General features: G+C 40.4%; 8 protein-coding genes, 2 tRNA genes and 3 rRNA genes. 1 reads left to right on the top strand and 12 read right to left on the bottom strand.

What is annotated here, in order from left to right; genetic code table 11:
• Positions 1-30: 30 nt before the first annotated feature.
• The 11 genes from IGJ50_RS03490 to IGJ50_RS03440 form a co-directional block, all read right to left on the bottom strand.
• Positions 31-921 (bottom strand): NAD(P)-dependent oxidoreductase, encoded by an 891-nt coding sequence (locus tag IGJ50_RS03490; protein WP_069640083.1) that lies wholly within the window; start codon positions 919-921, stop codon positions 31-33.
• A 72-nt stretch (positions 922-993) separates the two neighbouring features.
• The gene (locus tag IGJ50_RS03485) at positions 994-2,217 is read right to left on the bottom strand and encodes a glycosyltransferase family 4 protein (protein WP_429948919.1); all 1,224 of its coding nucleotides are present in this window, start codon (positions 2,215-2,217) and stop codon (positions 994-996) included.
• A gap of 21 nt (positions 2,218-2,238) precedes the next feature.
• On the bottom strand, positions 2,239-3,285 hold the full coding sequence (locus tag IGJ50_RS03480; protein WP_069640081.1) for a glycosyltransferase: 1,047 nt from the start codon (positions 3,283-3,285) through the stop codon (positions 2,239-2,241).
• 280 nt (positions 3,286-3,565) lie between these two features.
• A tRNA-Asn gene (locus IGJ50_RS03475) sits at positions 3,566-3,639 on the bottom strand.
• A gap of 7 nt (positions 3,640-3,646) precedes the next feature.
• Positions 3,647-3,762 (bottom strand): 5S ribosomal RNA (gene rrf, locus IGJ50_RS03470).
• Positions 3,763-3,859: 97 nt separating this feature from the next.
• Positions 3,860-6,771, bottom strand: a 23S ribosomal RNA gene (locus IGJ50_RS03465).
• Positions 6,772-6,949: 178 nt separating this feature from the next.
• Positions 6,950-7,022: transfer RNA gene (locus IGJ50_RS03460), tRNA-Ala, on the bottom strand.
• A gap of 83 nt (positions 7,023-7,105) precedes the next feature.
• A 16S ribosomal RNA gene (locus IGJ50_RS03455) occupies positions 7,106-8,666 on the bottom strand.
• Together the 16S, 23S and 5S rRNA genes with 2 tRNA genes alongside form the textbook arrangement of a ribosomal RNA operon.
• 678 nt (positions 8,667-9,344) lie before the next feature.
• Positions 9,345-9,851 carry a GNAT family N-acetyltransferase gene (locus tag IGJ50_RS03450; protein ID WP_069639107.1) on the bottom strand — a complete coding sequence of 169 codons (507 nt, stop codon included), beginning with the start codon at positions 9,849-9,851 and terminating at the stop codon, positions 9,345-9,347.
• A 133-nt stretch (positions 9,852-9,984) separates the two neighbouring features.
• Entirely contained in the window at positions 9,985-10,356 is a 372-nt protein-coding gene (locus IGJ50_RS03445; protein ID WP_204638612.1) for a hypothetical protein, read from the bottom strand.
• 64 nt (positions 10,357-10,420) lie between these two features.
• Positions 10,421-10,789, bottom strand: coding sequence for a CvfD/Ygs/GSP13 family RNA-binding post-transcriptional regulator (locus IGJ50_RS03440; protein ID WP_429948917.1), 369 nt, complete (start codon positions 10,787-10,789; stop codon positions 10,421-10,423).
• A 199-nt stretch (positions 10,790-10,988) separates the two neighbouring features.
• On the opposite strand from IGJ50_RS03440, the gene IGJ50_RS03435 reads away from it, so the two are divergent.
• Positions 10,989-12,155 (top strand): MalY/PatB family protein, encoded by a 1,167-nt coding sequence (locus tag IGJ50_RS03435; protein WP_069639104.1) that lies wholly within the window; start codon positions 10,989-10,991, stop codon positions 12,153-12,155.
• Between the two features lie 59 nt (positions 12,156-12,214).
• Here the strand turns inward: IGJ50_RS03435 and IGJ50_RS03430 are convergent, their stop codons facing one another.
• Complete coding sequence (locus IGJ50_RS03430; protein ID WP_069639103.1) at positions 12,215-12,802, bottom strand: peptidylprolyl isomerase; 588 nt, start codon at positions 12,800-12,802, stop codon at positions 12,215-12,217.
• Positions 12,803-12,930 lie beyond the last annotated feature (128 nt).

The following is a 12,930-nucleotide window of genomic DNA, read 5'->3' as shown; positions in this document are numbered from 1 at the left end:
CGTCATTTTTTTTAATTTTTTTGCTGTTCTTTAATTTTTGACTACAGGCTGCTTTCCATCTCCCCACCAAAGCTTGATCAAAGCCTGCGTCCCATCGTTCTCAAAGCCTTCATTCGCAAGCTTTTCATAGAGTTCTGTTGCCAATCGAGTCGCTGGTAATTCAAGATCCATTTTCTCAGCTTCATCTAAGGCAATTTTTAAATCTTTTATAAAATGTTTTACAAAAAAGCCAGGAGAATAATCTTCTTTTAATATTCTCGGACTATAATTACTCAATGACCAATTTGCTGCGCTTCCTCCCGACAAAGTTTCAATTACCTTATCCAGATTTAAGCCAGCTTTGTTAGCATAAACCATCATTTCTGTCATACCAGTCATGGTACCAGCAATCATAATTTGATTCGCCATTTTAGTATGCTGTCCTTTACCAGAAGCACCATGTAAAGCAAACGTTTTTCCAAATGTTTTAAAAATAGGTAACACTTGCTCATAGGCTGTCTGATCGCCACCAACCATGATCGTCAATGTACCATTTTTAGCTCCTAAATCTCCTCCAGATACGGGTGCATCTAACGCTATACCACCCAATTCACTAGCCTTTAATGCTATTTTCTCAGCTAATGTTGGCGTACTTGTAGTTAAGTCAACAATTATCTTATCTGTAATATTCACTGAGAAAATACCATTTGCTTCAAAATAAATTGCTTCGACCTCTTTTGGAAACCCCACCATTGTAAAAATGATATCACTACTTGCGGTAATTGCTGCCGGTGTATCTTTCCAAAGAGCGCCAGCTTTTACTAATTCATCTGTTTTACTCTTGGTTCGATTATAGACATTTACCTCTAGTCCTTGCCTCATCATATTTCTAACAATTGCAGCACCCATGACACCTGTTCCAATGAATCCAATTTGCGGCATAATGATACTCCTCCTCTTAGTATAATAAAAACTTCTTATCTTAGTATAAACTAAGATAAGAAGTTTTAACATTTATTTTCTTAATGAGGTAAATTTCACTTTGATTCGTTCAATAGAAGCCGCAGTATCTTTTTCCAAAGTACGTTGGTCGTAGTATTTGATCATGTCTTCATAAAATTCAACCATCACATTACCAAAATGAGTTGCAGATATCTCATAAAGCTTTTCTTTTAAAATAGCTTCATTCGATGGGATTTCCGCCTCAACATACTCTATGAAGGTTGAAGCAAAATCAGCATCGGTTTTAAACGTTCTTCCCAAACTTTCATGATCAAATAAATTATTCAAATATGCATTTCCTTCAACAATACATGGAACACCTGAAGCCATTGCTTCAGTATAAGTCAAGCCTTGCGTTTCTGAGGTCGAAGCACTAACGAAATAATCTGCAGCCTTATAGTAAATGGCTACTTGATCATTCGGTACCTCACCAATAAATTGAATCTTATCTCCTATACCTAATTCTTCACCCAAATAGCGAAGCTTACCTACGTAAGGACCATCTCCTACAATCACAAAGCGAGCATTTGGAAAGCGTTCAAAAATAGTTGGTAATCCTGTTACAATTGCTTGAATATTTTTTTCGTATGAAATGCGACTCAAAGATAATAACATCAAACTATCGTCTGTTAATCCTAATTCTTTACGAAGCGCTTTTTTCATTTGGATTGTAATATCGGGTCTTTCAAATTTTTGGATATCAATACCGGTCGGAATGATCCTCATTGGTGATGTCACACCATATTCTTTTAACTTATCAATTACTCTTTCACTTGGACAAACTACTCCCGTTGTATGATTTGCAAAAAAACGAGAAAAATATTTAACATGTGTAGGACGTACAACTTTTCCATTTGCAATATAGTGTAAATAATCTTCATACATCGTATGGTACGTATGAATAACAGGAATTTTAAGCTTTTTACCGACCATCTTACCTAATAATCCAGCCCCAAACTCAGTATGAGTATGAATTAAGTCTAAATCCAACTCTTTAGCAATCAAATAGGCGTACCACATACCTCTTACAACAATCCTGCGATCTTTGAATGAAACAAAAGGAACACTAGGCATTCGAATGACATCTTCCTCAAATTCTTTTGCATTAGGATCTGTCGTCGTAAAAATATAAACTTCGTGTCCCTTTTGTTCTAATTCTTCTTTAAGTGTTTTAATAGATGTTGCAACCCCACTAACTTGGGGAAAATATGTATCTGTAAAGAAACCAAATTTCACCTTGTTCCCCTCCATTAATTTCTAATTCTTTTGTTGCATTTGTTCTTTTTGTTCTACTATATCAATACTTAGAACTTTTTCATAAACTTTTTTTAGCTCATGACCAATTCGTTCAATACTTTTTTCCTGTGCAACATTGTAACCTGCTTGACAGGTATTTGGAATTTCATCATTAACAAGTGCTTTAATCAAATAAGTAAATTCTTCATTAGAATGCCCCATATAACAGTTTACTTTATTTTCAAGCCAGCCTTTATATACTGGGATATCTCTTACTAGAACCTGCTGTTTACTTGCTAGCGCCTCTAATATAACGATTCCTTCTGTTTCCTCATAAGAGGGGAAGAAAAATAAATCAGCTGCGGAATAAGCTCCTTCAATAATATCACCCTTGATATAACCTGGGAACTCTACGTTTTCAGGATGTTCTTCTTTTACGATCGTGCGAATGTTTTTAGGTATTGAGTACATAGGCGTGTGCCCAAACCAGATAAATCGGTAATTAGGAAATTTTCTAGCTAATGCAACAAAATCAATAATGCCTTTTCTTTCAAAATATAAACCTACACAAATAATTACTTTTTGTTCCTTTTCAATCTTAAAGTACTCTCTAAATTTTGATTCTTTTTCTTCTGAGCGCTCAAATCGTTTCAAATCGATTCCATTAGAAATTGAAACAATCGGAACAGTTATGCCATAACCTTTTAATAAGTCCTTTGAATACGGTGTAGGTGTAATCAAATAATCTGCTTTAGAATATAAGCTCACTAAGTATTTTTTAACTAAAGGAGAAATTTGATTGGAACCAATAAATGAATTTCTAAAATCTTCTTCGGTTGAATGGGCATGATAAATAACTTTCTTACCTAATTTTTTAGCTTTATTTACCATGTTATGGCTGTTGATTCCATAAGTATTAATATGTAAAATATCATAATCTGTACAATCAGCGTCTAATGTATACTCTATCCCAACTTCAGAGAGTGCCCGCTTCTGATGGTCTAACGCGCGTCCTATTCCAGACTTCGCTAATATTTTTTCACCTTCAAAATATAATAAAACCTTCACGTTGCCACTCCTAACTTATTTAAGTTATTATACCATAGGTTAAAGAGACCTTACTCATTCTAAAGTCTTAGTTCACTCAGCTTACATTTATTATATCAAAAAACAGCGTAGGAAAGCCATTATTCCATAAAATAGATGCTTCATATGACAAAACTGTTAGATAAAAGTAAGCAACTTTACTATCTCATAATTCCATTTATTATTAATTCTATCAAATAATAAAATTTATTTTACTATAAAACAAAAAAGAACGAAAACTTATTCAGTCTTCGTTCTTTTACTCCGGCAGTAGGACTCGAACCTACGACATCATGATTAACAGTCATGCGCTACTACCAACTGAGCTATGCCGGAATAATTAGCGTGGCGACGTCCTACTCTCACAAAGGGAAACCCTTCACTACAATCGGCGCTAAGAAGCTTAACTTCTGTGTTCGGCATGGGAACAGGTGTATCCTTCTCGCTATCGCCACCACACTGGGTGTTGTTGCTATTTAGTTGAGTGATTATTCACTCAAAACTGGATTGAAGTAATAGAATCAAACATTCCGAAAAACTTTTTTATTTCGTTTCTTTGGTTAAGTCCTCGACCGATTAGTATTGGTCCGCTCCGTACATCACTGCACTTCCACTTCCAACCTATCTACCTCATCATCTCTGAGGGGTCTTACTTTCTTAAAGAAATGGGAAATCTCATCTTGAGGTGGGCTTCACACTTAGATGCTTTCAGCGTTTATCCCTTCCCTACATAGCTACCCAGCAATGCCCTTGGCAGAACAACTGGTACACCAGCGGTAAGTCCATCCCGGTCCTCTCGTACTAAGGACAGCTCCTCTCAAATTTCCAACGCCCGCGACGGATAGGGACCGAACTGTCTCACGACGTTCTGAACCCAGCTCGCGTGCCGCTTTAATGGGCGAACAGCCCAACCCTTGGGACCGACTACAGCCCCAGGATGCGACGAGCCGACATCGAGGTGCCAAACCTCCCCGTCGATGTGGACTCTTGGGGGAGATAAGCCTGTTATCCCCAGGGTAGCTTTTATCCGTTGAGCGATGGCCCTTCCATGCGGAACCACCGGATCACTAAGCCCGACTTTCGTCCCTGCTCGACTTGTAAGTCTCGCAGTCAAGCTCCCTTCTGCCTTTACACTCTGCGAATGATTTCCAACCATTCTGAGGGAACCTTTGGGCGCCTCCGTTACTCTTTAGGAGGCGACCGCCCCAGTCAAACTGCCCACCTGACACTGTCTCCCACCACGATAAGTGGTGCGGGTTAGAGGGTTCATAACACAAGGGTAGTATCCCACCAGCGCCTCCACCGAAACTAGCGTTCCGGGTTCATCGGCTCCTACCTATCCTGTACATGTGGTACAAACACTCAATATCAAGCTACAGTAAAGCTCCATGGGGTCTTTCCGTCCTGTCGCGGGTAACCTGCATCTTCACAGGTACTAAAATTTCACCGAGTCTCTCGTTGAGACAGTGCCCAAATCGTTACGCCTTTCGTGCGGGTCGGAACTTACCCGACAAGGAATTTCGCTACCTTAGGACCGTTATAGTTACGGCCGCCGTTTACTGGGGCTTCAATTCTGAGCTTCGCCGAAGCTAACCCATCCTCTTAACCTTCCAGCACCGGGCAGGCGTCAGCCCCTATACTTCATCTTTCGATTTTGCAGAGACCTGTGTTTTTGATAAACAGTCGCTTGGGCCTATTCACTGCGGCTGACCGAAGTCAGCACCCCTTCTCCCGAAGTTACGGGGTCATTTTGCCGAGTTCCTTAACGAGAGTTCGCTCGCTCACCTTAGGATACTCTCCTCGACTACCTGTGTCGGTTTACGGTACGGGCAGTTGTTTTCTCACTAGAAGCTTTTCTTGACAGTGTGACATCAGGAACTTCGGTACTATTATTTCCCTCCCCATCACAGCTTGTCCGTACAGAGTAAAGCATTTGACTCTACTCAAGACTTACTGCTTGGACATGCACTTCCAGTCGCATGCATTCCTTAGCCTCCTGCGTCCCTCCATTGCTCAAACAAAAACAACTGGTACAGGAATATCAACCTGTTGTCCATCGCCTACGCCTTTCGGCCTCGGCTTAGGTCCCGACTAACCCTGGGCGGACGAGCCTTCCCCAGGAAACCTTAGTCATACGGTGGACGGGATTCTCACCCGTCTTTCGCTACTCATACCGGCATTCTCACTTCTAAGCGCTCCACTAGTCCTCACGATCTAGCTTCGACGCCCTTAGAACGCTCTCCTACCATCACACCAGAGGTGTGATCCACAGCTTCGGTAATATGTTTAGCCCCGGTACATTTTCGGCGCAGGGTCACTCGACTAGTGAGCTATTACGCACTCTTTAAATGGTGGCTGCTTCTGAGCCAACATCCTAGTTGTCTGTGCAACCCCACATCCTTTTCCACTTAACATATATTTTGGGACCTTAGCTGGTGGTCTGGGCTGTTTCCCTTTCGACTACGGATCTTATCACTCGCAGTCTGACTGCCGAATATGAATGAATGGCATTCGGAGTTTATCTGAATTCGGTAACCCGAGATGGGCCCCTAGTCCAAACAGTGCTCTACCTCCATCATTCTTAACTTCGACGCTAGCCCTAAAGCTATTTCGGAGAGAACCAGCTATCTCCAAGTTCGTTTGGAATTTCTCCGCTACCCACAGCTCATCCCCGCACTTTTCAACGTACGTGGGTTCGGTCCTCCAGTGCGTTTTACCACACCTTCAACCTGGCCATGGGTAGATCACATGGTTTCGGGTCTACGACTACATACTCATTCGCCCTATTCAGACTCGCTTTCGCTGCGGCTCCGGCTCTTCACCTTAACCTCGCATGCAATCGTAACTCGCCGGTTCATTCTACAAAAGGCACGCCATTACCCATTAACGGGCTTTGACTTGTTGTAGGCACACGGTTTCAGGATCTATTTCACTCCCCTTCCGGGGTGCTTTTCACCTTTCCCTCACGGTACTGGTTCACTATCGGTCATTAGGGAGTATTTAGCCTTGCGGGATGGTCCCCGCGGATTCCGACGGAATTTCTCGTGTTCCGCCGTACTCAGGATCCTCCTAGGTGTTGCCAACATTTCGTCTACGGGGCTATTACCCACTTTGGCGAACCTTTCCAGGTTCTTCGACTATCTTGACAGACTACCACAACGGAGTCCTACAACCCCAACAAGCAAGCTTGTTGGTTTGGGCTCTTCCCGTTTCGCTCGCCGCTACTCAGGGAATCGAATTTTCTTTCTCTTCCTGCAGGTACTAAGATGTTTCAGTTCTCTGCGTCTACCTCTAACCAGCTATGTATTCACTGGAAAGTAACATCCTATAAAAGATGTTGGGTTTCCCCATTCGGAAATCTCTGGATCATAGCTCACTTACAGCTCCCCAAAGCATATCGGTGTTAGTCCCGTCCTTCATCGGCTCCTAATGCCAAGGCATCCACCGTGCGCCCTTATTCACTTAACCTTATGACCTTACGGTCAATTGTTTGGTTCGTTTCTCTAGCGATAGAGGCGTCACCAATAAAATAAGCTTCGAACAGTTAATTAACTCTTCAACGCGGTGTTCTCGGTTTGTTTTGATTACTTTTTTACTTCAATATCCAGTTTTCAATGAACAATAATTAGTAACCATTGGTTACTAATGGAGCCTAGCGGGATCGAACCGCTGACCTCCTGCGTGCAAAGCAGGCGCTCTCCCAGCTGAGCTAAGGCCCCGTGGTACTTATTAAAATGAGAGTAAACCTCTCAAAACTGAACAAAGTGTCGACGAATGTGTAAGTTTCCGTAATATTCCTTAGAAAGGAGGTGATCCAGCCGCACCTTCCGATACGGCTACCTTGTTACGACTTCACCCCAATCATCTATCCCACCTTAGGCGGCTGGCTCCACAAGGGTTACCTCACCGACTTCGGGTGTTACAAACTTTCGTGGTGTGACGGGCGGTGTGTACAAGGCCCGGGAACGTATTCACCGCGGCGTGCTGATCCGCGATTACTAGCGATTCCGGCTTCATGTAGGCGAGTTGCAGCCTACAATCCGAACTGAGAGAAGCTTTAAGAGATTTGCATGACCTCGCGGCCTAGCGACTCGTTGTACTTCCCATTGTAGCACGTGTGTAGCCCAGGTCATAAGGGGCATGATGATTTGACGTCATCCCCACCTTCCTCCGGTTTGTCACCGGCAGTCTCGCTAGAGTGCCCAACTGAATGATGGCAACTAACAATAAGGGTTGCGCTCGTTGCGGGACTTAACCCAACATCTCACGACACGAGCTGACGACAACCATGCACCACCTGTCACTTTGTCCCCGAAGGGAAAGCTCGATCTCTCGAGTGGTCAAAGGATGTCAAGACCTGGTAAGGTTCTTCGCGTTGCTTCGAATTAAACCACATGCTCCACCGCTTGTGCGGGCCCCCGTCAATTCCTTTGAGTTTCAACCTTGCGGTCGTACTCCCCAGGCGGAGTGCTTAATGCGTTAGCTGCAGCACTGAAGGGCGGAAACCCTCCAACACTTAGCACTCATCGTTTACGGCGTGGACTACCAGGGTATCTAATCCTGTTTGCTCCCCACGCTTTCGAGCCTCAGCGTCAGTTACAGACCAGAGAGTCGCCTTCGCCACTGGTGTTCCTCCATATATCTACGCATTTCACCGCTACACATGGAATTCCACTCTCCTCTTCTGCACTCAAGTCTCCCAGTTTCCAATGACCCTCCCCGGTTGAGCCGGGGGCTTTCACATCAGACTTAAGAAACCGCCTGCGCTCGCTTTACGCCCAATAAATCCGGACAACGCTTGCCACCTACGTATTACCGCGGCTGCTGGCACGTAGTTAGCCGTGGCTTTCTGGTTAGATACCGTCAAGGTAAGAGCAGTTACTCTCCTACTTGTTCTTCTCTAACAACAGAGTTTTACGATCCGAAAACCTTCTTCACTCACGCGGCGTTGCTCGGTCAGACTTTCGTCCATTGCCGAAGATTCCCTACTGCTGCCTCCCGTAGGAGTCTGGGCCGTGTCTCAGTCCCAGTGTGGCCGATCACCCTCTCAGGTCGGCTATGCATCATGGCCTTGGTGAGCCGTTACCTCACCAACTAGCTAATGCACCGCGGGTCCATCCATCAGTGACACCCGAAAGCGTCTTTCAAATCAACACCATGCGGTGTCGACTATTATGCGGTATTAGCACCTGTTTCCAAGTGTTATCCCCCTCTGATGGGTAGGTTACCCACGTGTTACTCACCCGTCCGCCACTCTTCTTTTCAAATGAGTGCAAGCACTCGGTAGAAAAGAAGCGTTCGACTTGCATGTATTAGGCACGCCGCCAGCGTTCGTCCTGAGCCAGGATCAAACTCTCATAATAAAAGTTGAACACGATCTTGCGATCGATAAGCTCATTTGGTTGCTAGCATATTGCTTGCTTGTTAAAAATTGTTGTTTGTTTTTACCGTTGTAAAAACAACCTACACATTTGGTTCGTCTTACTTTGTTCAGTTTTCAAAGGTCTACTGTGTTACCTCGCAGCAACTTTTATATCATATCAAATCTTTGATTTGATGTCAACACTTTTATTCAAAAGTTTCAAAGTTTTTTTCTGCTTGATGTTATCAAATGTTTCGCCGACAACTTCATTAGTTTATCAGGTTTGTTGTTATTTGTCAACAACTTTTCCTGATTTTCCAAGTTTTTTTAAAACCTGAATTGTTATTTTATTTCTTTTTCATTGCCGCTCGTTTCTGAGACAACTTCATTAGTTTATCAGGTCAGTTATCATTTGTCAACAATAATTTTTCTGATTCCTAAAGTTTTTTTCACCCGTTAGGATGTTATGTTATTTCTATCGTTCGGCGTGTTTCATTAGTGCCTTGCGACAAGATATAATATAACAAGTTTTTCTTTATTGGTCAACCATTATTTTGAAAAAAATCAAAAAGAATTTTTTGTATTTGTATAACTCTTCGATTCATTTTCGCCTTTACACTACAAATATAGTTTCATATTTCAATTTACACTTATTTACTGTTTTTTTTCCAGACTATTTTTATAATTTATATGAAAATAGTTCGAATTCATTTCCATATAAATCACTTGCACTTCCTATATTAACAAATTCATTTCCAAGATAGAACTGAATAAGCTTTTGATTACGTGCTAAACAATCTAAACGTAGTTCTGATACTTCTGTTTTAAATTTTAGTTTCAACTCAGTCAACAATTCTTTTCCATAACCACTACCTCTATAGTTTGGCCGAATGATTACGCGATGGAGATAGTAAGCAAATTGCTTAGGGTCATACTCTTGCCAAAGTAATTTGTCCCATGCAGTTGGATTTTTCCATGCGGCTACCATTCCTGCTAATTGGTTCTTATTATTATAGAAGAAAAAAACTTCTCCTCTTTCGACAGCTTCGGCTAAACCATGCTTATCTTCTCCCTGTAAAATATCAGACCACTGATCACTCCCTATTTCTTGTAACCATTCCGCACTTTCTTTTAATATAGATAGTGCTATTTTCGTTTCTGTCTTAGTGACTTTCTTTAGTTGCATTCTTTACTTCTTCCTATCTATATATACTTTTGTAAAAAAAAAGAACAAAACATGATTGCTTTGTCCTGTTTTTTAAACTCTGAAATAAAAGAGGTCACCACAGTGCCTTTTATTATTATGTAACTATTTAATGTTAAAACATTGGTACTCCTTGAATATCATAAGAAGCTAGTAAATTTTTTAATTCAGATGGTTTTTCCCACACGTAACTATCATTGTTCGTAGAATTCATATGTTCTTCGTTCATTTCAAATACAAATAAAGGCATATTTTCAGCATCTGTATGTGCATTTGTTAACTCGACTAAATTAATTGAAGTAACATCTAGTTGAATTTCTTCTTTAAAAAATTGTAACATACTCGCCAATCCGGTCATATCTTCAGAAACTTTTGTTGTCACAAACGCCATTGACTCACCATCAGGATGAACAAGAAACTTTTTTGAACCATCATTTAGATTCAGCATAATAGTACCAGCGACTTTTTTGTTAGACAAAACATCCACCTCAATTAATTTTTGTTTTCATAAACTACGAAAATTGTACCATATTTTCTGAAAAAAAACAGAATTATTTCTCAAGTAACTCGTTCATCGCTTCATTAGTCCAGATAGGAAGCTCTTTTTCTAATGTCTCAAACCCTATTTTTTTATTTTTATTGGTAAAGTATTTTTTACGGCGAAGATTTGGTTGCTGGATTTGTGTCTCTAAGGTTCTTAAAGATAAGCTGATTTTTTTTGAGTATTCATCAACATCAATAATCTGCACTTTAACCTCTTGTCCAACTGTCAATAAACTGTGAATATTTTTAGTATAGCCAGCTTGTACTTCTGAAACATGTATCAATCCTTGGATTGTATCACTTAATGAAACAAAAGCACCGTAGGGTTGTAACCCTGTGATCGTTCCGTTAAGAATCATCCCTATTTTGTATTCCATTTTCTTATCCTCTTTTCATAAATCCCATCAAAATGTTTTGCTTCTATAAAATGATATCACGTTCCATTAAAAAGTGCATGAATTTATTTCTACTACTTTATTTATTAATTCTTTTTATTCATATTTTATCGAAAGTCTATTATACTATAGTTAGAGTTTATTTAGTGAAAAATGTTTTAGAATAGAAAGGATGGATTGAATGGTCAATTTTGATAGAGTTTATGATCGCCGTAATACAAATTGTTCAAAATGGGATTCCATTAAAGATACTTATGGAGAAGATGGTCTTTTGCCTTTGTGGATAGCTGATATGGATTTCAAAGCAAATCTGCCAGTCCTTGAGGCCTTAAAAGAAACAGCAGAGCAAGGAATTTTAGGTTACTCGCCTGCTCCCGATTCATTATACGAAGCAATTCAAAGTTGGCAAAAGCGGCACCATGATTTTTCCGTTGGTAAAGAAGCTATTCTTTTCAATAGTGGTGTTGTACCAAGTCTTTCATTAGCTATTCAAGCATACACTGAACCTGGTGATGCTGTTTTGATCCACGATCCAGTTTATCCTCCATTTGCCAAAGTCGTTGAACAAAATAATCGTAAACTGATTCGAAGCCAGCTATTAATAGAACAAGAACACTTCGTTATGGACCTGGAAATGATGGCGAAACAAATCGTGGATGAGAATGTACGAGTTGTTATTCTTTGTAATCCTCACAACCCTGGCGGCCGTGTCTGGAGCAAAAGTGAATTGGAAGCTTTTGGCAAATTATGTGCAAAATATGATGTTCTTGTTATCAGTGATGAGATCCATCAGGATTTGATTTTTGCTCCTCACGTGTTTACAACATTCACGAATGTCCACCCGACATTTAAGGATTTTTCAATTACTTTAACCGCTGCTACTAAAACGTTCAATCTAGCAGGGATTAAAAACTCAATGATTTTTATTGAAAATCCTGATTTACGGAAAAAATTTGTCGCTGCACAAGAACAAAATTTTCAAAATGAGATCAACATCTTTGGTTATGTTGGAACGGAAGCTGCATATAAAAATGGTGATACTTGGTTAAAAGAATTATTGGTTTACTTAAAAGAAAACATCGATCTTGTGAGTGAATTCTTACAAACTGAACTACCTAAAGTCAAAATGATGCGCCCAGAAGGGACTTATTTAATTTGGTTAGATTTCTCTGCTTTGGATTTGTCTGATACACAAATCCAAAACCGGCTTGTTCATCAAGGAAAAGTCGTTTTAAATCCGGGAATTTCTTTTGGTCCTAATGGGACACAGCATATGCGCTTAAATATCGCATGTCCAAAAGAAACTCTTGTAGAAGGTTTGCACAGAATCAAACATTCTTTTGAATAGTAAAAAAAGCTCAAAACAAAGTCTATTTTGTTTTGAGCTTTTATTTTAAATAAATGAGCTTATTCGCTGATTTCTACTTTATCGATCACTACGTCAAATGTTGGACGATCTTGTGAGTCTCTTTGTACACCACCAATTTCATCAACAACATCCATACCTTCCACGACATGACCGAAAACGGTATGACGGAAGTCTAACCAAGGAGTACCGCCTTTTTTATACGCTTCGATCACTTCTGTAGGGAATCCTGCCCCTTCTAATTGACCAAACATATTTGCAGGGACATTTTGATTATTTACAATAAAGAATTGACTGCCGTTTGTATTAGGGCCCGCATTTGCCATTGATAAAGCTCCACGCAAGTTAAATACGTCTTTAGAGAACTCATCTTCAAATTTTTCACCATAAATACTTTCGCCGCCCATACCTGTTCCAGTGGGATCGCCACCTTGAATCATGAAATCTGGAATGACACGGTGAAATATCACACCATCATAATAGCCTTTTTTCGCTAATTGAACAAAATTTTCAACTGTTTTTGGTGCATGATCCGGGAAAAGTTGAACAGTAATATCCCCACGGTTGGTTTTAATCACGGCTTTTGGGCCTTTAACATTCGCTAAATCTAATTGTGGAAATTCTGACATAGTTGTTTCCTCCTTATTAATTTTTACTTACTTATACTATCATAAACAACTTCACTTGAAAATTCCATTATCTTTGTTATTCTTTTAAGAGAAGCCTTTTTTCACAAACTCCCACTTGCTTTTTTCTG

It is taken from the genome of Enterococcus sp. AZ101, from assembly GCF_050499005.1.
GTDB lineage: Bacteria > Bacillota > Bacilli > Lactobacillales > Enterococcaceae > Enterococcus_L > Enterococcus_L ureilyticus.
Note: the sequence above shows the minus strand (reverse complement) of the source record. Positions and strands in the feature narration are given on the sequence as shown.

Bases quoted from the DNA above. Each gene is read 5' to 3' on its own strand.
- IGJ50_RS03490 (WP_069640083.1), bottom strand. From the start codon at position 921: ATGCCGCAAATTGGATTCATTGGAACAGGTGTCATGGGTGCTGCAATT.
- IGJ50_RS03450 (WP_069639107.1), bottom strand. From the start codon at position 9,851: ATGCAACTAAAGAAAGTCACTAAGACAGAAACGAAAATAGCACTATCT.
- IGJ50_RS03440 (WP_429948917.1), bottom strand. From the start codon at position 10,789: ATGGAATACAAAATAGGGATGATTCTTAACGGAACGATCACAGGGTTA.
- IGJ50_RS03435 (WP_069639104.1), top strand. From the start codon at position 10,989: ATGGTCAATTTTGATAGAGTTTATGATCGCCGTAATACAAATTGTTCA.
- IGJ50_RS03430 (WP_069639103.1), bottom strand. From the start codon at position 12,802: ATGTCAGAATTTCCACAATTAGATTTAGCGAATGTTAAAGGCCCAAAA.